At 58.0% G+C, this 22,822-nt stretch carries 20 protein-coding genes, 1 tRNA gene and 3 pseudogenes; 9 read left to right on the plus strand and 15 right to left on the minus strand.

What is annotated here, in order from left to right; translation table 11 throughout:
• Nucleotides 1–3 precede the first annotated feature (3 nt).
• Nucleotides 4–675 (minus strand): 50S ribosomal protein L21, encoded by a 672-nt coding sequence (locus MAFF_RS16780; RefSeq protein ID WP_010912121.1) that lies wholly within the window; start codon nucleotides 673–675, stop codon nucleotides 4–6.
• Between the two features lie 415 nt (nucleotides 676–1,090).
• Here MAFF_RS16780 and MAFF_RS16785 point away from each other — a divergent pair.
• Nucleotides 1,091–1,180, plus strand: a tRNA-Ser gene (locus MAFF_RS16785).
• A 143-nt stretch (nucleotides 1,181–1,323) separates the two neighbouring features.
• Nucleotides 1,324–1,587 (plus strand): annotated as a pseudogene (locus MAFF_RS16790) (transposase); the annotation flags it as partial.
• A gap of 221 nt (nucleotides 1,588–1,808) precedes the next feature.
• On the opposite strand, the pseudogene MAFF_RS16795 reads toward MAFF_RS16790, so the two are convergent.
• Nucleotides 1,809–2,818 (minus strand): annotated as a pseudogene (locus tag MAFF_RS16795) (IS110 family transposase).
• Between the two features lie 75 nt (nucleotides 2,819–2,893).
• On the opposite strand from MAFF_RS16795, the pseudogene MAFF_RS16800 reads away from it, so the two are divergent.
• From MAFF_RS16800 to MAFF_RS16805, 3 genes and pseudogenes are all read left to right on the plus strand, one after another.
• Nucleotides 2,894–3,645: pseudogene (locus MAFF_RS16800) on the plus strand (integrase core domain-containing protein); the annotation flags it as partial.
• 145 nt (nucleotides 3,646–3,790) lie between these two features.
• Nucleotides 3,791–4,006 (plus strand): hypothetical protein, encoded by a 216-nt coding sequence (locus tag MAFF_RS39770; protein WP_162034341.1) that lies wholly within the window; start codon nucleotides 3,791–3,793, stop codon nucleotides 4,004–4,006.
• Nucleotides 4,007–4,659: 653 nt separating this feature from the next.
• Entirely contained in the window at nucleotides 4,660–6,336 is a 1,677-nt protein-coding gene (locus MAFF_RS16805; protein ID WP_010912126.1) for a tetratricopeptide repeat-containing sulfotransferase family protein, read from the plus strand.
• A gap of 182 nt (nucleotides 6,337–6,518) precedes the next feature.
• Here MAFF_RS16805 and MAFF_RS16810 read toward each other — a convergent pair whose 3' ends face one another.
• The 5 genes from MAFF_RS16810 to MAFF_RS16825 form a co-directional block, all read right to left on the minus strand.
• Nucleotides 6,519–7,688, minus strand: a complete 1,170-nt coding sequence (locus MAFF_RS16810) for a porin (RefSeq protein ID WP_010912127.1) — start codon at nucleotides 7,686–7,688, stop codon at nucleotides 6,519–6,521.
• Between the two features lie 358 nt (nucleotides 7,689–8,046).
• On the minus strand, nucleotides 8,047–8,760 hold the full coding sequence (locus MAFF_RS16815) for a hypothetical protein (RefSeq protein ID WP_010912128.1): 714 nt from the start codon (nucleotides 8,758–8,760) through the stop codon (nucleotides 8,047–8,049).
• Nucleotides 8,757–9,701 carry a tyrosine-type recombinase/integrase gene (locus MAFF_RS37745; RefSeq protein ID WP_244420801.1) on the minus strand — a complete coding sequence of 315 codons (945 nt, stop codon included), beginning with the start codon at nucleotides 9,699–9,701 and terminating at the stop codon, nucleotides 8,757–8,759. The genes MAFF_RS16815 and MAFF_RS37745 overlap by 4 nt, the downstream gene beginning before the upstream one ends.
• Before the next feature lie 310 nt (nucleotides 9,702–10,011).
• Nucleotides 10,012–10,257, minus strand: coding sequence for a helix-turn-helix domain-containing protein (locus MAFF_RS37750; protein WP_010912129.1), 246 nt, complete (start codon nucleotides 10,255–10,257; stop codon nucleotides 10,012–10,014).
• Nucleotides 10,258–10,510: 253 nt separating this feature from the next.
• Nucleotides 10,511–10,996, minus strand: a complete 486-nt coding sequence (locus MAFF_RS16825; RefSeq protein WP_044548395.1) for a hypothetical protein — start codon at nucleotides 10,994–10,996, stop codon at nucleotides 10,511–10,513.
• Between the two features lie 214 nt (nucleotides 10,997–11,210).
• On the opposite strand from MAFF_RS16825, the gene MAFF_RS16830 reads away from it, so the two are divergent.
• Nucleotides 11,211–11,756: a recombinase family protein gene (locus MAFF_RS16830; protein ID WP_010912131.1), complete on the plus strand. Its 546-nt coding sequence runs from the start codon at nucleotides 11,211–11,213 to the stop codon at nucleotides 11,754–11,756.
• A 32-nt stretch (nucleotides 11,757–11,788) separates the two neighbouring features.
• Here MAFF_RS16830 and MAFF_RS16835 read toward each other — a convergent pair whose 3' ends face one another.
• The 7 genes from MAFF_RS16835 to MAFF_RS16870 form a co-directional block, all read right to left on the minus strand.
• Nucleotides 11,789–12,733, minus strand: coding sequence for a hypothetical protein (locus MAFF_RS16835; RefSeq protein ID WP_010912132.1), 945 nt, complete (start codon nucleotides 12,731–12,733; stop codon nucleotides 11,789–11,791).
• A complete protein-coding gene (locus tag MAFF_RS16840) occupies nucleotides 12,733–13,308 on the minus strand; it encodes a DUF6932 family protein (RefSeq protein ID WP_244420802.1) in 576 nt (191 codons plus the stop codon). The genes MAFF_RS16835 and MAFF_RS16840 overlap by 1 nt, the downstream gene beginning before the upstream one ends.
• A gap of 499 nt (nucleotides 13,309–13,807) precedes the next feature.
• Nucleotides 13,808–14,170 carry a DUF5681 domain-containing protein gene (locus MAFF_RS36650; protein WP_010912136.1) on the minus strand — a complete coding sequence of 121 codons (363 nt, stop codon included), beginning with the start codon at nucleotides 14,168–14,170 and terminating at the stop codon, nucleotides 13,808–13,810.
• A 52-nt stretch (nucleotides 14,171–14,222) separates the two neighbouring features.
• Nucleotides 14,223–17,708 carry a hypothetical protein gene (locus MAFF_RS16855; RefSeq protein ID WP_010912137.1) on the minus strand — a complete coding sequence of 1,162 codons (3,486 nt, stop codon included), beginning with the start codon at nucleotides 17,706–17,708 and terminating at the stop codon, nucleotides 14,223–14,225.
• A gap of 248 nt (nucleotides 17,709–17,956) precedes the next feature.
• Nucleotides 17,957–18,496, minus strand: a complete 540-nt coding sequence (locus tag MAFF_RS16860; protein ID WP_044548396.1) for a hypothetical protein — start codon at nucleotides 18,494–18,496, stop codon at nucleotides 17,957–17,959.
• 21 nt (nucleotides 18,497–18,517) lie between these two features.
• A complete protein-coding gene (locus tag MAFF_RS16865; protein ID WP_010912138.1) occupies nucleotides 18,518–18,721 on the minus strand; it encodes a helix-turn-helix domain-containing protein in 204 nt (67 codons plus the stop codon).
• Between the two features lie 174 nt (nucleotides 18,722–18,895).
• Entirely contained in the window at nucleotides 18,896–20,092 is a 1,197-nt protein-coding gene (locus MAFF_RS16870) for a tyrosine-type recombinase/integrase (RefSeq protein ID WP_010912139.1), read from the minus strand.
• A 694-nt stretch (nucleotides 20,093–20,786) separates the two neighbouring features.
• Between MAFF_RS16870 and MAFF_RS16880 the strand changes: the two genes are divergently transcribed.
• The 3 genes from MAFF_RS16880 (at nucleotide 20,787) to MAFF_RS16890 (ending at nucleotide 22,170) form a co-directional block, all read left to right on the plus strand.
• A complete protein-coding gene (locus MAFF_RS16880; protein WP_010912141.1) occupies nucleotides 20,787–21,056 on the plus strand; it encodes a hypothetical protein in 270 nt (89 codons plus the stop codon).
• A gap of 63 nt (nucleotides 21,057–21,119) precedes the next feature.
• Nucleotides 21,120–21,380, plus strand: a complete 261-nt coding sequence (locus MAFF_RS16885) for a hypothetical protein (protein ID WP_044548398.1) — start codon at nucleotides 21,120–21,122, stop codon at nucleotides 21,378–21,380.
• A gap of 79 nt (nucleotides 21,381–21,459) precedes the next feature.
• On the plus strand, nucleotides 21,460–22,170 hold the full coding sequence (locus tag MAFF_RS16890; protein ID WP_010912142.1) for a pentapeptide repeat-containing protein: 711 nt from the start codon (nucleotides 21,460–21,462) through the stop codon (nucleotides 22,168–22,170).
• Nucleotides 22,171–22,234: 64 nt separating this feature from the next.
• Here MAFF_RS16890 and MAFF_RS16895 read toward each other — a convergent pair whose 3' ends face one another.
• Nucleotides 22,235–22,729: a hypothetical protein gene (locus MAFF_RS16895; protein WP_157866003.1), complete on the minus strand. Its 495-nt coding sequence runs from the start codon at nucleotides 22,727–22,729 to the stop codon at nucleotides 22,235–22,237.
• Between the last annotated feature and the right edge of the window lie 93 nt (nucleotides 22,730–22,822).

Raw genomic sequence — 22,822 nt, forward strand, 5'->3', positions numbered from 1 at the left:
AAATTACTTCTTCGCCAGTTCCTTGGCCTGCTCGCGCCAGTCCTTGATCTGGTCGGCGCTGAACGGCATGTGCTCGTCGATCTTAGCGACATCCTTGTCGGTCAGCTTGGCGAGCTGCGCGAAGGTAATGATGCCCTGCTCGTTGAGATCCTTGGCGGCGACCGGGCCGATGCCTTTGATCACGGTCAGGTCGTCCGGCTCGCCCTTCGGCGCCTTGAAAAGCGGCGCAGCGGCCGTCTCGGCCGTCACGTCTGCCTTGGGGGCAGCTTCCTTCTTGGCCTTGGCCTCCTTCGGCGCAGCCTCGGCAGCAACCTCGGCCTTGGCTTCCGCCTTCACGGCGGCCTTCTTGGCCGGCTTGGCGCCACCCAGCAGGATCTCGGAGATCCGCACGGTGGTCAAAAGCTGACGATGGCCGATCTTGCGGCGCGAATTCTGGCGGCGGCGCTTCTTGAAAGCGATGACCGTGCGGTTCTTGCCCTGCTCGACGACTTCGGCGGTAACCAGAGCGCCATCGACGAACGGCGCGCCGAACGTGACATTCTCGCCCTCGCCATGCGCGAGCACGTGGCCGATCTCGACGATATCGCCGACATTGGCTTCGACTTTTTCGATCTTCAGGAGATCGTTGGCGGCAACGCGATACTGCTTACCGCCCGTTTTAATGACTGCGAACATTTTTTGCCTTTCGCTGTTCGGTCGGCCTCGATGAACCGCCTGAGGCGGTTCGGCCGTCTTTTTGTCAGTCTGCGGGTTCAAAAAACAAGCGGCGCGGAAGAACCCTCCACGCCGATTGCGCGCTGTCCCTAACCGAAGGTTGCGTGGGAGTCAAGACAACAGCCATTGCCGGGACAGTTATTGGCCGGCAAAGACCGGGCATGTCGACATGAGCGCCCGGCGTCGCCGTCGCCTGGCGGCGAGGATGCGCGGTTGCCCGTGAAACCGCATGGGCTCGACTGCAAAGACCTGCCCTGTTTCAGCTGCTTGCCCGGCAGGCCAGACGGCAAGCCAAATATCGGTGGATTTGGCCTTGTAACCTGCCCGTTCAGCCGTTATCTAGTGCGCCGCGCCGGCAACGGCCGACCATGACCGCGGAGAGGTGGCAGAGTGGTCGAATGCACCGCACTCGAAATGCGGCATGGGTGCAAGCCCATCGGGGGTTCGAATCCCTCCCTCTCCGCCAGATACCATTGATTTAATTGGATTTTTCCAGATTTCTGCTGTCAACCATAAGGTTGACCATAAAGCAGAGATAAGCCGAAATGACCTTGCCCCTCCGATATAATCCGGTTTGAAGTTCGTTCTGGCCATCGAGAGGACCAGGACATGAAGCGCAGCCGCTTCTCTGAAAAGCAGATCATCGGAATTTTGAAGGAGCATGAGGCCGGGGTCTCGGTCGCCGATCTGTGTCGGAAGCACGGCGTCAGCGATGCTTCGATCTACAACTGGAAGGCCCGCTTCGGCGGAATGGATGTCTCCGAGGCTCGGCGACTGAAGGCGCTGGAGGACGACAACACGCGGCTGAAGCGGCTTCTGGCCGACGCTATGCTCGACAATGCCGGTTTGAAGGATCTGGTGGGAAAGAATGTATGGTCCGCCCCGCCCGTTGCAATGACGATTCCAGTTGCCTAAATGTATCCGGCCTCTCGCGAGTGGACTGCGGTTGCAGCCAGGCCCGTGAGAAGATCCGCGCTCGCCGTTCCCAATAAATGGTTCGGGCACGAAGCCCGCTTTTTTGCACAGGGCTTGCGGCATGCTGATCCACTGTTTCGTCATCACTATTCCCAAGCCTTGCAATCGAGCCGGAGGCGTTAGGCGAATGCAGGATCCCAGACAATACGCGCCATCTTAGCGGCAAGTGCGAACGGCCTTGTTCGGGTGCATCCGGCTCTGAAGGCCATCAAGCGAGCTTCCCAACCGATCCCACGTTCGATCCAGATGACGGAAGCACGATCGTGCTCCGTGAACCAGGAGCTTGCGGACATAGCGGTTTCCGCGCTTGCTGACGCCAAGTAGCTTCTGCATGCCTCCGGTCGAGTATTCTCAAGCGACCAGCCCCAGCCATGCGGCCAGATAACGGGCCATCTGGAATTGGCGTCCGCTCCCATCGGCCGCTAGAGGTGCCGTGGCCCCAATGCGCCGATCCCTGGAATCGTCATGAGCCGGCGGGCAACATCTTCTCGATCGGCAATTGCCTCGATCTCCCCTCGTCACGTCGCTGATGCGCTGCTCCAACTGGCGCAGATCAGCGAACAGGTCCATGAGCAGTTTGCGCATGCCGGCGAGAGGTCATTCAAGGTCATCGAGAACCAGTGGCAAGTCGAGCTTGAACAGGCCCGCTCCTTGTCTCAATGCAATGTCGTATTCCAGGCAGAATGCTCCCATCTGATTGATGAGACGCGTTCGCGTGCCGATCATCTGGTCGCGCACGCGATGCAGCGCCTGGAGGTCGGCTTGCTCCTCGCTCTTGATCGCGGCAAACCGCATCGTCGGCCGCGTTGCAGCTTCGGCTATGGCCTCGGCATCGATGATGTCGCTCTTGTTCGACTTCACATGTGGCTTCACGAACTGCGCTGGAATCATGCGAACCTTGTGCCCCAGTGCCTGCAGTCTCTGGCGATCCATTGTGATCCCGCGCACGATTCCATCCCCACGATCACAGGCGCTGCTGCCGCTCAAAGAACTGCAGCAACCCGTCGCGTCGAAAACGAGCTCGCTGGACTGGCTCACCCTGGGTGTCCAAATCGACGACGTGGAAGATGTTCTTGCCGATATCAATTCCATAGACGGCCGCAGGGCGCGGCGCATTGCGTGGGAACATTGCAGCCTCCTTTGGTGTGGTTGCCCAGATGATGCTGCGGGAGGAGCGGGTCATCCCATTAATGGTGACGCCCGCGCGGCCAAGCGGAAAGCTGTCGCTCGCCTGAAGGAAGGCTTCGGGATGAGCGAACGGCGGGCGTGCAAAGCCATCGGCTGTTGCCGCATGACGGTTCGCTACGAGACCAGCAGGCCGGACTACGGCGAGGTCCGCGAGCGGATGAAGGCGATCGCGCAGGAGCGTCGCCGGTTCGGCTTCCGGCGTCTTCTCGTGATGCTGAGGCGGGAGGGCCCCGGCTCTATCGGGAGGAGAAGCTCGCCGAGTGGCCGCAAGCGGGCGATTGGGACCAGGGCGCCGATGCTGGTGCCGCTGAGGCCCGACGAGCGCTGGTCGCTCGACTTCGTATCGGACCAACTCACCGACGGGCGCTGCTTCCGCATCATGGCCGTCGTCGACGATCGCACGAGAGAGGTGCCTGGCACTCATCGTTGATACGTCTCTCTCGGGCATGCGGGTTGCCCGCGATGCTATCCTCTCCTGGGCGGATCAGAACCGCGTCGAATGGCATTACATTGCGCCCGGCAAGCCGATGCAGAATGGCTTCATCGAGAGCTTCAACGGCCGACTGCGCGATGAACTGCTCAACGAGACGCTGTTTACCTCGCTGGCTCAGGCGCGCGTAGCCATCGCCCTGTGGCGTTACCGACTACAACACCGCGCGGCCGCACTCCCAAATCGCCTGACAGACACCGGCCGAGTTCGCCAGCACCTTCAATCCGCGACGGTCGCTCGCGCTGCGCTATGCCAAAGGCTCCGCGCCAGCGCCCGCGCTTCACCCGCCCAGCAGGGCACAACCCACGAGCAGGCTCACATTTCAAACTTACTCACTACCCTTTTTGGGGGGATTTCAATTATTAGGGATACCGTATATAAATGTCTGCGCCTCTGCGCTCATTTCTAAAATGGGGAACAGTCATGCAAAATGGAAAAACGCTTCAACTAGCGCTTCTGGCGTCTATTTCGCTTTTTCTCACCGACGCCGCATTAGCGAAGGATGCCTATAAGACACCCTGTAGAGTTGACGCCAAGCGGATTTGTCACATGGACAATGATGTTAAGGCGCAAGGCTGCCTTAAACAGCACCTCAACGAACTCACCCCGGCCTGCAAGGCGTTTCTCACAAAAAAATGAATGACTAAAGGCCTGTTAGGCGGGCGCTCGAGTTTTGACGGCTGCGATGATTTTGTCGGGGCGGCGGTCAAGAGAAGGGTTTGCGTTGCTGGTTGTGTTCTTGGCGGAAGCCGTTGATTGCCGCTTCCATTTCCATGGCAGTAGTTCGGGCAGCGCATCGCGCGAGGATCGGCACGCGGGCCAAGACGTTGAAGCCATCCCGATACTCAGTCAAAGACCAAAACAGATTTACTTAGTGGGACCGACTATTTGCACTCAGTCGCGCTGGTCTTTTTGGTTTTTTTAGACTTGGGACATTTGGGAAGGCTTGGTGCGCTATCATGACCCTTTCCATGACCGCCTCCGCCTCCGCCTCCGCCTCCGCCTCCGCCTCTAGCCGCTGCAGCGCCAACAAGCCCAACGCATCCGACAGTTGCGCTTATCATCGAGAGAAGTGCTCGACGTGACACACGCATTGTCCATCCTCCCGCTTGAAGCAAATTTTAGTAAGAAACAGGTAAATACGGAATGACATTCTATGTCACCATTATACGAAAACTGCGGGCTTCGCTACAAGTTTGTTAGGTGCGCACACCATCAGTACAGCTTGCCCATCACGCCTTGACAGCACTCCTCGACTGGATTCTTCCTGTCGATTTTGTTAGCAAGACGGAATGAGAAACCGATTGCCGCCCGCTTGGGCAAAGCACCTCAAAACTCAACCATCGGTTAAGGTGGCAATGCCGAAGGCCACACTGCCGAAAGCCCAGCCAAACGCCAGCCCGCCCCGCAGCCAGGCTGATGACATGCTGTTGAGACAGGCTCTCGAGCTACAGCAGGCTAAGCGACTGCCTGAGGCAGAGGAACTTTGCCTTCGCGTCCTTGCACGTACGCCAAACCATCCGCTGGCTTATTATATCCTGGGTACCCTCGGCATTGGATACGACAACGAGAAGGCCTTGCGGTATTTCGCTCGGGCGGTGGCAGAAGAGCCTCAAAATCCCTACTATCACCTTAGCCTTGGTGAGACCTATTTAAAAGTCAGCGAATTCACACCGGCGATCAGGCACATTCAGCAGGCCCTTGATTTGAAGCCGGATCTGGTGGAAGCGCTCTGCGCCTTGGGCGATGCTTACAATGAGTTTGACAAGGGGGAATTGGCACTGCCGCTGTTCGAAAAGGCGCTCAAGATTGACCGATATCATCCTCTGGCCCGATTGGGGCTGCCCTACGCTCTCGCAAGTCTCGGTCGCATGGACGAAGCTGCGGTTCTTTTGAAAGAGGCGATAGACCGGCGCATCGCGTTACCGACCGCTTACGGTGCACTTGTACAAACGCGCAACTTCACCGAAGAGCCCCCCGAACTAGAGTCGATCTTGGCGGAGCTTCGAGACCCGGATCTTGGATCGGAAGACGCATCGGCGCTCCATCACGCCGCCGGAAAAGTGCTCAACGACCTCGGCCGTTACAAGGAGGCGATGGTTCACTACAAGAAAGGGAATCAAGCCGGGGGTCATAAGTTCGATCTGGAAAACTATCGTCGCTGGATCGATGCCATGATCGAAACCTTCACCCCGGAACTGTTCGCTTCAAGGGCCGCTTACGGCAATCCCTCGGACGCGCCTGTATTTGTTGTTGGCATGCCTCGCTCGGGCACGACGCTGACCGAGCAGATCTGCGCCAGCCATCCCAATGTTCACGGGGCCGGCGAGCTCGGCAAGCTCAGACGGGTCGCCAATGGGATCGGCCTCGCGAACCGCTCCAACACGAATTTCGCCGAATCAATCGCGACGTTTACTCCCGATCTGACTAGGGCTTTGGCCGGGGAGCACCTTGCCTATCTGCGCGAGCGGGCTCCAGATGCGCTTCGAATCGTCGACAAGATGCCTCACAATTTCGAGCTGATTGGCCTGATTGGCATTCTCTTTCCCAACGCGCGTATCATTCATTGTCGCCGCGATGCCATAGACAATTGCATCTCCTGTTTCGTCCTGCGGTTCAATGAAGCGCACAGCTACAGCGCCGACCTGCAGACTCTCGGGCTCTATTACAGGGAATATGACCGTTTGATGCGACACTGGAACAAGGTTCTACCAGGCCGCATCTTCGAAAATCGCTATGAGGCGTTGATTGAAAATCAGGAGCAACAATCGCGCCGTCTCATAGATTATCTCGGGCTGCCTTGGGATGATGCCTGTCTGCGCTTTTTTGATAGAGAGGGTTCTGTAAATACTTATAGTCGCTGGCAGGTTCGCCAGCCGATCTACACATCGTCGATTAAGCGCTGGAGAAATTATGAAAGCGAAATCCAGTCTCTGATCGAATCGTTGGGCGATCTTGCCGAGACCTAACCGGTAGCTTCGGAGATTGGTCGGCCTTCTGGCCTGCCCCAATTCGCGTCCGACGGCCTGGCCCCCAGCAAAGCGCAACCTGATAAGTCGTGACTCGCTCGCATAGTAGTGCAGCTTGTACTAGCAAATGAAAAAACCCGGCGGTTGCCCGCCGGGTTCCGATTTCGACGATCCGAAATCTGTTAGAAGGAGCGCTGGAAGCGGAGGATGCCGCCGACGCTGTTCTTCTTGTCGGCGTTGGTCCAGTTGACATTGGATGGATCGGTCGTGATCTCACCAAACTTGCCATAGTGATCCCAGTCAACTTCGGCCGTAACCGTGAAGCCAGGAACGATGTCATAGGCAACGTTAGCCGCCACGCCATAGTTCTTGAGCTCGTCACCCGACACCTGAACGTTGAACGAGGCCTTCTCGTTGAATTTGTAGGTGCCGCCGGCCCAGAATGCCCAATTGCCACCCCACTGCTTGTAGAACCCGCGACCGTGAGCGTCGATAAAGTTGGTCGAGTCGTCGTTGAGCTTGCCGTCAGAGCCGTAACCGCCAATGACGAAAAGTGACAGCGCGCTGGAGACGTTCACGTCCAAGCGCACCTTGCCGGCCACCGATTCGTAGTTGCTGTCATAAGCGACGACGCCGGTGATGGCGCCCCAGCCCTGCGTGTACTTCACGCCGCCGACGACATGCGGAACATAGCTGTCAATCGTGCCCTTTCTGCCGGAGCCTTCTTCCAACGAGACCACCGCCGAGAAGCCGTTGCCGGCGTCGAAGTAGTACTGGACGACGTTGGTGTCGAAGTCGCCGTAGGGAACGATCGTGTCGTTGATGACGCTGCCGGCGTAGCCGATGAACGTATCGAAGGCCGATTCATCCTTACCGACGCGGAGACCTCCAAGCTGGATCCACGCGAAGTTCAGCGAGACACCCTTGTCGTGCGCGACATTAAAGTTCCCATTGGTGCGTGTGGCGTAGTCGTTGTGGTTGCCGAAGTTGAAGCGGGTCTCGGTATAGGTCTTCAAGGTGCCGAGCTCAGTCTCTTGACCGGTCCAGGTCCTCAGCGAAAGGCGTGCGTTCTTGTGCCAGTTGGACTGTTCCTTGCCGGACCGCACGTCGAACGCTTTTGAACCGTCGAACGAGCCGACATCGCCACCGGCGATGTCATAGCGGACATAGCCGCCGATACGCAGGCAGGTTTCGGTGCCGGGGATGTAGAAGTAGCCAGCGCCGTAGACGTCGCAGATCTTGACGTATTCAGCGGGTTCCGGCTCAGCGACGACGACGGCGTCGGCGGCGCGCGCACCGGAAACTGCGATCAGGGCCGCAGCGGAGCCGAGAAGAAGGCTCTTAATGTTCATTTTCTGACCTCCAGAAAGGGTGTTAAAAAAAGGGTCTGGGTATTCTTTGCTGAAGGACAGCGTTCCCTGCCCCATCCCCACTACCGAAAAAGATGCGCACCGCGCCGCTCCTTCGCAATGGACATTTACCCATGAGCCGGCGCTGTTCAACAACGATCGTACATGCGAAGGGGCTGGTGGGCTGCTATCGGCGAACCTTGTTGCAGAAATGACACGGATTGAACGCACCCGGTAATGTCTGGTTAATAAATACCCCTTTAGCAGGGAGACTTCAGCGGCGGTTCTCGTAGCCCGACGTATTGGTGAGAGGATCATTGAGATCCACACAGACGCAGGTTTAGGGCTTAGGGACTTGGCATCAGGCATCCGCGTGCGGGTTCGCGACAGGATCGTCACGAGCCGCAGCCACAACAGCGTCGACCATATCCATTCGCAGCATTTCGATGGGCAGACGCCCGCCGAGATTGGTACATGGATGGGTGAGCCAAAACCAGGCGGTTCTCGGATGCCCGATAATAGAAAGAACGTCGCCGATGCCCTTTGCCGGTCTGCCATCGACAAATTGCGTCAAAGGAAAAACGAACTTTCGCCTCCCCTTTAGCAGGGCAATAACCTCGCTGCGCCGTTGCCACCTATAAAGGGTGGATCTGGGTATACCGAAGGTCGCTTCCAAGAAAGTTGGTCCCGCCACCGGCCCAGCCCAATTTTCTATCACCATAGCACTGAGTTCGTTTTTTTGTTCCTCATGAAGGATAGCATGATCTGGTTTTGGCTGCTCCTGGTCGGACTCATCGCGAAACCTAGTCATCGCCGTTTTGGCGAGCTCGGCCACGAATTTTTTTGCAAACTCCCCTAATTCGCCCTGCATCGCGTAGATAGCTTGATGCTGTTTTCTCGGAAGGCTTAACATCGCAGCGGCGACGAGGCCGCTTACCAGCCCGGCGGAAATCCGCCCCTGTCTTCGCATGCCGTCATTATATTGAGCCAGGATAACCTCAACCTCCCCTGCCACCAGACTTGCAACCTCGCCTTGGATTTTCCTAAGGAATTCAGACGTCGTTTCATCAGTCATACCAGACCTCGTGCAGGCACCTCGGCCGTGACCCCGCGCGACGAGTGTCTTGAGTTAAGAACAGAGACGCAGATGTCGAGGTGATTAGTCGAGAGGTAGTCGTAGCGCATCGTCATTTTTAGAGTGCGATGGCCAAGCCATAGCTGTACCCGTCGCAAATCCACGCCCCCTTGAACCAACCTCGATGCACACGTATGGCGTAGGACGTAGGGAACAACGCCCGCTTCATCACCAAGGCCAGCCCGTACCTTAGCCTCATTCCAAGCGGCACGGTATTTGTGTTGTTCGATCCCGCTAAATGGTCCCGGTCCTGACGCCTTTTTTTTGATGGGCGCCAAAATTTCGATTAGGCGAGAGGATGCTGGAATAGTCCTTTCATACCTTCCTTTTCCTCGGGAAAGATGAATCTCTTTGATGTCAGCGGAAATATCTTCCCACTTCAAATTGATTATTTCATTTGTTTTTGCGCCTGTGTCAACAAGGACCACTGAAAGTTCATAGTATTCTATAGAAATTTCTCTTAGATGGTTGAATATGGACAGTTCCTCTTGATCCGTTAGAAACCTTATCCTTTCAGGAGGCTCTTCCAGCTTACGGAACTCCGGAATTGCTTTCACGGAGCCTGCCTTTAATGCGGCTCGCAATAGCTTACTAAGTGCCATTGTTTTTCGGTTGATAGTAGCCACGCTGTTTCCACGTTGGTGCAGTACTGAGTGAATTTTTTCTAGGTCTGTATAGGAAAATGATTGGAACTGGCAGTTCAGCAAAATTTCGTTAGCTTCCAAAATAAAAGAAAAGACATTAGTCCTGTGGGCACCGTCATTCCAGAGACTATCCCCAAATTTTTCCAAAAGTTGCCTCAAGGATGACGCCTGATTGAGCTCTACAGCAGATTGTGACATTGCTTTCACCCGGACGGTACGAATAAAAGGGATGATCACCAGGACATGGCCGCATCGTTGAGTGTCACCACCCGATCATTGAACGCTGACCCGAGGTTTTGATCAAGCCAGAGGAAGCGAAATTTCGTGAGTGAAGACCGGTGCATCGGGGGCTTTTCAAGCTTTACGCCTGCTCGCTGAATTAGCACTATGCCTGTTGTGTCGCGGCCACCATTGACCAGATAGGCCCAATCGTTTGTTCTATCGAGAGTTTGGGAGCAGGCCTTCGGGCATGGTCCAGAAATGTGCGAGAACATGGAGCGATCCTTTCCCGCGCGGAACGATGAACTGCTCAACGAAATCGACTCTTTCACCGTCGCGCCTCGCGCAGCATCAGGGCAGCCTCGGTGCGGTTTCTCACATACAGTTTCGACAGCACGCCGGTCATATGATACTTGACGGTCTTCTCATGCAGTTCCATGCGCCAGCCGACTTCCGTGATGCTCAGCCCCTCGACCACCAGCCGAAGAATGTTCGTCTGTCGCGCTCGGTCAGTTGCTCGAGCCCGCACCGCTATGCTGTTGGCAGGGTTCGGGGACTGGAGGTCCGAAAGCATGCGCTCCTACAATATCGGTGAAAGATAGCTTCGCCGGCCGCCATGTTCGATCCTTCTGTGATCGTTGGTGGTGAGGCCCGACGCTGAGGTTGCCGCCTCCCGTTGGGCCGCTTCGCGGCACCTCGAAGGCGCACCCCTGGGCGGGGGGTGTGTAGCGCCAGAGGGTGCTGATTACTAATGCGCCCCGCTGCATTGGCCCCGGCGGGGGGTCTTCGGGGACTTTCAAAGGGCGCAGGCAGGCCGACAGTCGTCGTCACGTGCACGTGCGGACCGTGCCTTCCTTCAAGAGCTTCTGCCAATCCGGCCCGAGCGTGTCGCGAGCAGAAACCGCCTGGGCCGCGCCCGGCTCGCCTTCTTTGAACATCTTCACCCCGAGCGATTGGTGGTGGCCGCCTGACACAATAGTAGGACCAGGGATGTATTGTGTGTTGGCGTTTAACGTCGCCATGTTCGCATTCACCGAGGCGGTACCTATCGTCTGGTAACTGCCCGGCATTTGAGTCACGCGGACATCGTTGCTCGCCGCCGCGTCATAGATGATGTAGCGATCATATCCGGCCTTGAGAGTGTCAATTGCCGCCTGCTTTTGCGCGACTCGCGCGGCACCGATGCCGCCGCAGACTGGCGCGGCCGAGGTTTGGACAATCTCCGTACTGGCCGATGTCCGGATGGCGCTGCTGGCCGCACAGGCTGACACAAGCCCGCACGATAGCGCGAGCGCAATGGCCTTGGATTTCAATGATGCCCCCTGCTCCTAACCCTAGGTCGAATAGAACGCGGGGCACAAGCGGCTGTCAATGTCATGCACGGTGAAATGCTGTATCTTTTGGGTATACTCTGACAAGACAGCGAGGCGAGACGCGGAAAGCGTCTTATTAGGGTTGACGTCCGCAATATGAGACAGTACGTATTGAGGGTCTAAACCCAAACGAGACAATTCGGAGCCGGCACCAATGAAATACGGATACGCCCGCGTAAGCACGACCGACCAGGACTTATCAATCCAGACCACGACGTTGAAAGCGGCGGGGTGCGAAGTCATCCGCGCGGAAAAGCGGAGCGGCACGAGCATGGACAAGCGGGCAGAGCTGGCGACGCTCCTTGATTTTCTCCGGGCTGGCGATACCCTGGTAGTGACGCGCATTGACCGCCTTGCGCGGAGCGTCGGCGATTTGCAGACGATCATGCGCCGCCTTCGCGAGAAAGGCGCACACCTTCAAGCGACAGACCAGCCGATTGATACCAGCACGGCCGCCGGGAAAGCCTTCCTAGATATGCTGGGCGTCTTCGCGGAGTTCGAAACCAATCTCCGCCGCGAGCGCCAGATGGAAGGCATCACCAAGGCGAAGGTCGCCGGCGTTTATCAGGGCCGCAAGGCTTCAATCGACGCGGAACAGGTGCGCGCCCTCCGCGATAAGGGGAAAGGCGCAACCGAGATAGCCAGGGAATTGAAGATAGGGCGCGCCAGCGTCTATAGGCTCATAGCGGAGTCCGCCTGACAACACTGATACCTCGGCTATAGCTTTTGGCCTTAGACCAGTGGAACCAGGTTCTGGAGGAGCTTGTGTTCCTTGATCAATTTTCCGTTGCGAGACGTCCGGATATAAGTGATCGATGCTCGTACTGGCTTAAGGAGTAGTGTATCCTTGAACTGCAAATCGGCAAGGTATTTAACCGCAAGGTCGTCTGCGACATTGCCCTTCAGCGTCCCCGCATCACCCTGAAGCCTCAATTCAAATTGGTGAGCGTCGGGCAATATACCTAAGAGGGTCCCTTCGACCAATTCTGTTTCCTCGGTGACCTCGACCGCATTCAAGCGCTCGTAGAGAATGCCGACGTCTGCATTTGTCAGAGCGAGAGCGTGCTCATCTCCAACAATACGGGTGCTAGCGCCAGCTTCCTGCAAAACTTTTGTAAACCTTTGCACGGCCGCAATCATTCGCGGCTGCGTGTTTGCGAGAATGTCGTCGAAAGTTTCATCTGACTGCTCGTTCGTCATTGCTCCAATTAGCGCTGTGGCACTTTCCACAGCCTGCTTCAGCGGGGTGGCGACAAGTTCGTGCTGATCTGGTGCGATTTCCTCAAGCATGAAACCCATGGACCCTCTCACCAGGTCCCGAATGAAAAGCTTACCCTTGCCTGCCCCCTTAATCGGGCCGCGCTCAGGGAGATCCTCGCCAGCCTGGGACGCAAGCGCGACCGAAATCATCCTCTGATAGCTATTCAGGGCGTCCGTCGAAAAATCGAGCCGTATGTCTCCTTGCCCGATCACTGGCAAACCATCAAAGATCAGTGCCACACTGGCGTAGCTATTGCTCTTGGCTTTCAACTCAGCAATTCGCAGATCGAGCTCACGAAGCCTATTTTCCCACATTAAGCGGGAGGTCCCCCAAGCTCCTTGGCCGGCCTCGTTCCGCTGACGCTCAACAAACTGCCGGTCGCTTTCGAGCGACTCAAGGGAGAGAAGCGTCGGCATTATGCCTCCCCTAGCATGGCGGCGGCTGCCTGATCTGAGGCAGGGTCTACCACGATTGCAAGAAACCCTTTCCAGGCAAAGGTGTCTCTCTGATGCGAAAACAAGCTATACCAATACATAACCGCTTGCAGCATGTCGCCAAGGGGCGTCCCTTCTACGAGCAGTGCATATGTGTCGAGCTTCAGGTGCTCCTTGTTATGCTCGCGGTTGGCAACCCTGTCGCGCCAAAAAGCTTCACCCTGTTGCAATAGTTCAGGTGCGGCACCGACATATTTGGAAGGCAGGTTCAAAATGCTGAACACGTCTATATCGCTCGGAGGCCGGTTCGCAGCCAACTCGATATTTTCCACAAAGCTTCCGTCGATGAATTGGACCCCAGACACATAGCCTTCCTCGGCTAGCAGTGTGCGGTAGCTGATCAGATTTCTCAGCAAAGACCGCCGCTCGGCAGTCGTTCCAAACGTTTCAACCACTTCTGTCATATGGGTAAAGTATGGCGATCGGTTGGCCGAAGTCGCGTCACCACCAATGAACGGTGGCATCAAGCCATTGCCGTTAAAGCCTGGTATCGGCAAGAGCCCCCCCATCACCGCCTTCGGTAGCGCACACTCTTACCAAGAATCGTAAATAAGTCTGCAACAAAATTAAAGGGCTTCCTGATGCGGTTGCTGGCAGCCGATTACGACCACTTGGATCTATTCTGGAAACATAAAGAGTACTTTTTCTTCATTTCGCCGCCTCCGGCCTGAACTTTCGCACAATCGTCTCGAACAGGATATCTGAGATCCACATAGCGCTTACGCCGATGAGGAACGCGGCGGCCAGTGTAGTCCTATCGTCGGAAGGGTCTGGGATCGGCAGTCCGGTCGCCTTGAAATAGAACACCACGGGCAGCGCGAGATAGGCCGCCGCCAGCGCGCTTGCAGATGGGCGAGGTCACCATTTCGCGCAGCGGAGGATGTCGGCGAGGCTGTGCCATCAAAAGCGTGCTGCGGGACATGGCCGAGGAAGCCGTTGACCGCGTCTGCGGTAGTCATTGGCGAAACAGTAGATCAGCGCCCTTTTTCCCAAGCGTTAGCTGTCACTCTCGATTGTAAGCGGCGTGGGTAGCGCGGGCGTTGCGTCGACAGTCAGCACCTTGGCCACCTTCGGAGAGGCAGCGAGCGCTGTCAGCGAGACAAGCGCCTGGAGATGAGCGTGGCTGTTGTCAACGGTTGCCCTCACGTCAAACGTGGCGTGGGGCTTGCCCAGCGTACGGTTGAGAATTTCCTGTGCCGCCGTCACGCGGAGCTTTTGGTCGTCGCCGTCGAGCGCTTCACCAAGCCTTTGCACGGCCTTGGGTGTCAAGGCGCGGAGCATCTCCTTCACTTCTTCGGGTGTTTTTGGGCGACCGCTCGGGTTGCCTGAGACGCCGGGTTTCCAGAGGTGTTTAGCCACGGAATTTTCCTTTCATATTAAAACCATGATGCGGGACTGATACCAAGATTGTTCACTGTTGGACAGTCTGCGGCCGGAGTTGCCTGATCGCTTCGGTGGGGGATACGCCCGCGCGGAGCTTGGCTTTGACAGCCTCGATCTGTTCGCGGGTGGCGGCCGGCAGCGGTTTCTTTTCGGCCGGTTCTAGCGCCGGTTCGGTGGTCTTGGTCTTGGTCTTACGTGGCATGTGTTCTGTTTCCTCAACGTTAGGTTGGTGAGTAGACGGGATTTCACCGGTTTCCGCCTGCTGTTCGATTTCAAATCGCGAGAGCGGGCCAAGCCGCGCTTCGAGCCATGCGCGAACGTCATGGACACGCGCCGGGTCGTATTCGATCGTGCTGAGAGGCCCGCGAGCGCCTTTGGGCCGGTACTTCACGCGGGAGGGGAAACTGGGGACATCCCCTTTCCTATAGTGGATAATAGAAGGTCCGCTTAAGGGGATGTCCCCAGTTTCTCCCCCCTTCGCGCGCTGGTATTCCTTCCGCGCCGCTTCCTCACTCGGCCACTCGTCAGGGAAGAACTTGAACGCGTGCCGCGCATTGTGCGGGAACACCCCAAACTCCCCTAAGAGCCGATCGCGCAAAGACACCATGCCCGCGAGTTCACCCGACGTGACCAAATCATCAATCAGCACCGTGTCTAGTGGCACGTCCGTTAGCAACCATACGACGACCGCGTCACCTGCTCCGCGACGAACCCCCCGCGCCCTTCCGACTGCCTGCACGAGTTCCGCTTCGGTGATTTGCCTCCGAACCATCTCCACGACAGGATGCGCGTGAACCAAGGTCTCGTTAGAGACGCAAAAGGGGGTGCCCGCGATCGCCCGCATGCGGTAATGGCCCCACCCCCGCTGAATGCCAGGTTCGGTCTTCGCGGGCACCGCTTCCGGCTGATCATAGAACAGCCCACTCGCGAGCATTTCCAGAACATCCCCAGCGGGCACCACGCGCCCTACCACCGCGAGAACGTCTACAACCTGCCAGCCATTTTGCCCCCGGAGGTTGCCGTAATGACCTAGCAACAGACGCCCCTCGCCGCGACGGCGTGCCGCGTCGGCTGCTTGCTCACTCTCCTCCAAAGCCTTGTAGGAAATCAGCCCTGCCTTCCTGTAAGGGGCGGTGAGGGCGAGTACCCTGCCAACGATACCGTCGCGACGCCTTGCCCGGGCGTCCGCCCGTTCGCGGGTATCCCGGACGCGTTCGGAGCCAACAAGAGCCGTCTTGCTGTTCGCGCGATCGACCACCTGCACCACGCGCATATGAGGCGCTTGCGCATGTACGCGGGTCACGTCTTCAGGGCGGAGGTTGGGGAGGGCGAGTTTCAGCAAACGTGCATCGCCGGTTGCGTCGATCGCGAGCACGGGTTGGTCGGCGATCTTGAGCCGCTTCCGATATCCGACCTGAAGCTGGGCGCCGCTCGCGGAATAGGTTACCCGCCAGCCGTTGAGGGGCTTGTCGGGCCGGGCTGTCATGATGTCGGGGGAGAGTTGCGCTTTGATCGTACCCCACACCCGCGCGTTGCTCCCCGCGTCTTTGAAACGGGCGCGGACAGAGGCGAGCGCGGCCCGGAGGGCGTCACCGGTCAGCCCGTCCGCGAGGAATTCCTTGAGCTTCGTCTTGATCGCGTCGGCGCGGCCGTATTCGATGTCTTTCGCGAGTTCCGCTGTGCCTTCGGTCAAGCCGGCGTCGCGGAGTTGGGCAGGGGTAGGGACATGTTTGCCGCCGCCCATCGCGTCATAGAGCTTCTGGCGAGCTTTTGCGAGGCTATCGATCGCTTCGAGGCGCTTCAGAGTGCCTTCCTGCCAATCGCGCTCCCATTCCGGCAGGTCGATGTCACCCGCCGCGAGGAGCTTTGCCGGATCGACCGTGACCCCTGTGTCGAGTGATTGGATGAAGGCTTCGTCAATGACAGCCATGTCGCAGTTGCGGGCGGTGTTCTGTGTCAGGTAGGCGGATGGCATGACCACCACTCCAGGCGCCTTCTTGTCGTTCCGTTGAGCAACCCAGCCGCAACCGGCTTTGAAGGGGCAGGTCTTGCACACCATATCGGCGACGTTTCCACCTAGCTCCTCAACCACGCCCGCGTGAGCGCGCATGTCGGGGTGGCAATACATTTCGCCCCGCACTTCGTCGGTACGGCCACGGTGGGAGCGAACGTTGACGCTGTCAGGGAAAAGGGCGCGGGCGCGTACCTCCACCTCCGCCGCGAGGGTGTTGTCAGGCACGAAAACGTGAAGCCGCTTTCCGCCTTCCCCAGCGAAGTGCTCGGCGTAGGCCGCCGCCGCGCGCAACGTCCGTTCGGTCTTCCCGAGGCCGGGGGTCGCAAGCAAGGCGGCGTGATGGATAGGAGTTCCACCTTCCGGCTCCAACACCTCCGCGAAGAAATCACGGGCGGCATCTTCAAGCACCTTTTCCGCCTCTGCGAGGGGGAGTTCCAACGGGTAATCCGCTTCGGCGGGCGCTTCGTCCATATCCGCGTAGAGCTTCACGACGCGCTGCGTCGCTCCCCGGATAATGCGGTCCAACTCGCCGTCTGTCAGGTAGCGCTCTTCAATGTCCTGCAAAGACCGTGTGCGCGGAGCGCTCCGGGCGGCCTTGCGGATCATCTCTTTGAGGGCCGGCATTTCCGCTTCCCACCGCGACGGGGGAGTGGCCTTTGCCCAATGCATACCCGCCGACAAGATGACAGCATGAAAGCCTTTCAGGTGTTCTTCCCCCTCGCCCATCTGAGCGAGGATTTCCTCAACGCTGTCGCCTGACACGATGTCACCCCACCCTGTTCCCTCGCCACGGGGAGCCTCATTCGCGAGGCCGATTGATGGGACCGACACGAAGTCCCTTGCCCCCTCCAGCCAGCCCCAACGGGCGCCGCAGGGATCGCTAGCACCCTGAAAAACGGGGTTTGCCGTGTAGTGGATTTGGACGCGGAGGAAGAGCCGGGGGTCGGCCGGGAAGCCCCGCATAGAGCGCCACGCCTTCAACTCCGCCTCGCCGAGCGGCCGGTCAAGCCAAAACCAGACGTGCATATTGATGATGTTTACGCCACCCTTCACACCCGCGCTCGATGATAGCTGCCACACCGCGCGGACGTTCTGGAACTCTTCGGGAAACTGTGTGCGGAGGAGCCATGACAGCATTTCCTCCGGCTCCCTCCGAATGTCCATCTCCTCCGGGCCGGGAAACTTGTCGATATCGACACACACCCAATGACGCGGCTTGTCATCGAAATGCGCATTGAGCCGGCGGGTCCTACCCCTCTGCGCCACGCTCTCAAAAGCGCTCCCGTTCGGTTCACCGCGAATTACCGTCTTCGAAGGGTCCGCCGCCGTTTCCATAAGCACCCGCGCAAGGTCATCGATGTCGCCGACAGGGGCTTGCTCAAAGGTGAACCATTTCGGGTCCGCGAATGCTTCCGTCGCCCACGCCCCAGCATGATAGACGTGTTTCTTCGCGAGGCGGCGGCCGGTGTGTTCTTTCAAGACAGTAATGCTGTCAGGCATGTCAGGCTTTCGTGGGGTTGCCGTCCGGCGGGGTTGCCATTCGGCAGGGGTTGTCAGGGAATAGGGGTAACTGGGAGAGCAAGCCCCCGCGTCAGGCGGGTTGTCAGGCGGTCAGGGAGCTGCCAGGGGGTGGAGGACAGCCCTTTTTAGGAAAGCCCGTGTTAGCAAGCCCCTCGGAGGGCTGGAAAACATGGCGCTTGGGCAAAAGGCCGACGACGCGTTGTCGGCCTTCAGCGCTTGTCAGGCTGTCAGCGTTCACGCCTTGGCTTGTGCGTGTTCAAGATGACGAAAGACGCTACGAGGCGGCGCGGGGCACCCGCTTCCTCGTTGCTGTAGTAAAGCCCCCACGGCATGTCGTTATCTCCAAGGACGGGGCTCCGCGAGACCCATAGCGCCGTGGCGGGGTGGAGTGTGTGGTGCGCCAGAGCTTTCAAAACCTCGCTCAGGTCTTCGTCGAGAAAACTCACACTCACCCCGAGGGGGTATTGAAGCTCCCGCCGGATGGTTTCGGCGAGGTCATTAAGTTTATTGTTAATGAGAAAGCTAACTTCGCGTGGAGAGAAGATTGGTTCTTCCCGCAAAAGCGCGTCGCGCGCTGGCCCTGGACCAAAAAAGGCCGCGTGTTCGTCAGCACGAAAGCCAAGAATTGTGGAGAGTTCGATACCCGAAACCATCGCATCGGGGTATTGGCGGAGGTAAAAAAGCAACTCGTCTTGGGTCGCTCCGAGGCCATTCACTTTGCCGAGATCGGTAGGAATAGCGTCTTGCCGTTCCGGTGTTGGGGTCATGGGTTTTTTCCTGGATTGAGCTCAGTCGCGCGCCGCGCCAATTTCTTTTGCGTTGGCGTCAAACCAGTCGCGTGCATCTTCGATCGCGATCACAGTCCGTCCGCCGATCTTCCGGGCTTTTAGACGCCCCGATTGTATTTCCTGGTAAATCTTCGACCGGCCTATCGACGCCCAGCGGGCGAAATCAGGAATGGCCAGTGCGCGAGCCTCGAATTTGGTAAGCATCTTCAAATTGCATCCTTTTGTATTGATTTGGATGCTTACGTTATTTCACAGAGCGGCCGAAAAAGCGATGCAGGACTTCGACTGGAACAACTGTCTATTGTACGAGACACACCATCTGTTGCTTCGCTGTGATTTGTCAGTGCTGGCAAGTCCTGTCAGCGCTGACAAGACTTGTCAGGTGCAGAACGCTGACCAAGCATCCATCAACACACGTCGCTTCGCCAACGCGTCGCCACGACGATATGCACGCTCTGTCGCGTCGCCTACCGCGTGGGCCAGCGCCGCTTCGGCGACTTCGCGAGGAGCGTCGGTTTCCTCCGCCGCCCAATCCCGAAACGCCGACCGAAAGCCGTGCACCGTCACGTCATCTTCCCCGCATTGCCGCAGCATCATAGCCAGCGCCATTTGGGAGAGCCCCTTGCCCTCTTTGGCCCCTGGGAAGATGAAGCCGTCAGGCGCAGTGCGGACAGGAACTACGGCGTTTAGGATTTCCAGCGCGCGTGCTGACAGCGGGACACGATGCTCGCGTCCGGCTTTCATCCGCGCGGCGGGAACCGTCCACACGGCGTTAATCGCGTCGATTTCGTTCCAGCGGGCCAAGATCACTTCCCCGGTGCGAGCGGCTGTCAGGATGAGGAATTCCAGTGCCAGCGAGGACACCGCGTCAGACTTGCGCAATTTGGCTACGAAGGCGGGAACACTCGCATAAGGAAGCGCGGCGTGATGCCCGCGCGATAGCTTACTCTGCCGAGAGAGTAGCTTATCGAGGTGGCCGCGCCATCGAGCCGGGTTCTCCCCCTTGCGCAAACCTTGCGCCTTTGCCGCGTCAAGAATGCGTTCAATACGGCCCTGTGTCCGCTTCGCAGTTTCGGGTTTCGCCGTCCAGACAGGTTGCAGCACGGCCAGCACGTCGGCCGTTTCGATCCCGTCGAGGGGGAGGCGTTGAAGGCGCTTCGCGTACACCTTCATCGTCATTTTCCACTGCGCAATGTGCTTCGCGTTTCGGAAGCCCTTGGCCTGTTCCGCAATAAACGTATCCGCGAATTCGCCGAACGTCTGCGCCTTGATTTGCTGTTCCTTTTCGCGGCGCGCGTCGTCCCAGGGATCACCACCTTGCGCGAGCGTTGCCTGATACGCACGGGCTTGGTTGCGAGCGTCTTTCAAGGAAATACCCTTGGGGCCATCGACTACCCCGAGCGCCAGTTCGCGGCGCTTACCGTGGCGGCTGTAAATGAAAACCCACCGCCGGGTGCCTGTCTTGGTGACAAACAGATAAAGCCCGGTGCCTTTGATGCTGTCAGAATAGATTTCGCCCGGACCGGCAAGCACCGCCAGCGCCTTGTCTGTCGTGATTTTCGCCTTTGCCGTCATGGCCCGCCTCCTAGAAACATAAAGGCAACCATAAACCAAACTGGCGGAAAGAGGCAAACACGACCGAACGCCAGCGGACATGTTTCTTGAAAAAACGCTTGTTATCAGCGGCTTAAAATACGACCCAAACCATCACGAACGATCCTGGGGTATATCTTGAGGCGGACTCCCTCTCCGCCAGATTTCTCGCCTAACTGATTGATTTGACAGACTATCTGTCATCGCCATTTGCCTCCTTCCCAATGCGTTTCCCAAGGAACCGCAACCGAAGGAGACTTGGAACGCATGGCGCTTCACCGACCAAAAACCAGATCATTATCGGCAGATTTTCACGCCGAACCATCCTTGTTGGGGCAATCGCAACCGTTCCGGCCGTAGGAGCCGCCACGGCAGCGCCACAGCAGGTACCGGTTTCCGACCCGCTGGTCGACGCAATGGCGGCATACCATGCGTGGATGGCCGACTTTATGGCTATTCCCGAAGGTCAGATAACTAGGGACAACGAGGAAGCTCTCGTCACAGCGACCTATGGGCCGGCGCACGACAGACTTTGGCATGAATGCCCACCGGCAACGAGCCTTCGCGGCGTGGCAGAGGCAATCCGCTACACCCTTCGCGAGAATTGCATTCTCTGCTCTCCCGCTGAGAACACGCTGGAATCCGCACTCGCGTTCCTTGTGAGGGAGCATGGCCTATGAACGCCCACACGCCCATTCTGAAGCCCCTTGGAATGCCGAAGGGTATGGACCCGCGCCAATGGCGCCAGTCTGTCGAGAAGCGCCTCAACGACCTTCTGGACCGCGCCATCTCGCTGATCACCGCGCTCGATCTCATGGAGGTCGATTGCGACCTGCAGGAGACAGCAGACGACGAGCCGTCGCTGGGTTGCATCGATGATCTTGAGCTCGACAATTGCGATCTGGAGGACGGCGACGATCTAGAGGGATTATGCCCTGGCGACTAATGGCGAAACCGTCATGTGGCCCGACGATCTGGAATCGCAGGAAGTGCTTGTGAGGAGCGGCATATGACCCTGCTCGATCCGAGCGCCGATCGGCTACCAGCGGCGATTAAGCCGAGCAACGACATGATCGTCCTGCCGTTCCACCACGCTTACCGCAACAACTTCGGAATGATCCCTGTGCGCACTCAAGACGATTTCATGCTCGTCTCGCCGTCGCACTACGACCCTGAGCGCTACCCGCCGGGCTCCGACGCCCACCATTTTAGCCCCGCTGCCTCAACGGTGGCGGGCTTTTCATTTGGCGGTGGGGACCAGCGGGATTAGCGGGCAAAACGCCGTCGCTTTCGAGTGTCAGCAGATGTGGTAAGGTTGATTGTCGGCGAGTAGCAGAGGTCCAGCAACAATGACTTTGAGGCGAACCAGAGCTCACGGCACATCCGGCTTGGTTCTAGCGGTTTGCATTGTATTTGCTTGGCAGAACGCCACTGCCGCTCAAACTTGCGACGCAGCCGCGACGCCTGGCGTCAATTGGCAGGACTGTGACAAAAAGCTTCTCATCCTAAAAGGACAGGACCTGAGCGGGGCGAACCTGATCGGTGTTGATTTCACTTCGACCGACCTGAGGAACAGCAATCTCCTTGCGGCAAATTTTGAAAAGGCAACGCTTGTGCGTGCTTCCCTGGCCGACTCGACCGCCAAAGGCGCCCGGTTCGACAAAATCGAGGCCTACAGGACCGACTTCAGCCATATGGACGCGCAGGGCGCTGTGTTTACGGGCGCGGAAGTACAGCGCTCGAATTTCCAGGACGCCAATCTGACCAATGTTGATTTCACAAAGGCGGAATTGGGGCGAGCGCAGTTCCATGACGCCGATATCAGCGGCAGCCGCTTTTCGTTTGCCAATCTCGCGCGGGCGGACTTCCGAGGAGCGACGTTCACCGCGCCGATAGACTTTGACCGCGCTTTTTTCTTTCAGACCCGTATCGAGGGCCTCGATCTTTCCAATTCGGCGGGTCTGTCCCAGTGGCAGCTCAACATGGCTTGCGGAGACGCCCGGACCGAGTTGCCTTCTGGCTTGACGAGGCCTGAAGATTGGCCCTGTAGCGAGCCATAGGCTCGGCGCCGTGTCGCTGCCGGGGCTGAAATCGTCAAGCGCGCCCTTGCGGGGGCGAAGCTTGCTAAACCCGTGTCTTGCGGGAGACGCCATATTCAATCAAGCGATCGCGCATTTCATTCAGAGCTCTTGCATATGGCTGGTTGGCATCGTCAAAGCCATCGTTGATAGTGCTCATCTTCCCCGCCAGGCGACGCATCGCAGCTTCATTTGTCCACACCCCATAGTTGGATGTGACAAAATCGAGTTTTCGCAATTCCGGGAGGAACTCGGGGAAGTATATGGCCGAGATGGCGAACGCCTTGGCAAGCGGCTCTGACGGCAATTCATGCTTTTCGCCAAATGCATTTATCCGGGTCTTCAGATTCATCCATTCGTCGTGCTGCTGCAGCAATCCGAACAGTTCTTCAAAGCGCTGAATCCGCGTTGCTCGGCTAGCCGAGCGGGATTCAAGCCACTGAGTAATTGCCGGTCCAACCGCAACGCCTAGAAGAGCCAACCCGCCGCCGACAATGACTGGCAACAATACCGACCATTGATCTGTTGCTTCTACCGGCAAATTCCGTCCTCCAGCCTCGCCGACCTATACACATGAATTTAGGCGAGAGCTATGAGGTCGCAGGCGGTGCCGCACGGAAGTTCGACGCGAACC

Source organism: Mesorhizobium japonicum MAFF 303099, from assembly GCF_000009625.1.
GTDB classification, from domain to species: Bacteria; Pseudomonadota; Alphaproteobacteria; order Rhizobiales; family Rhizobiaceae; genus Mesorhizobium; species Mesorhizobium japonicum.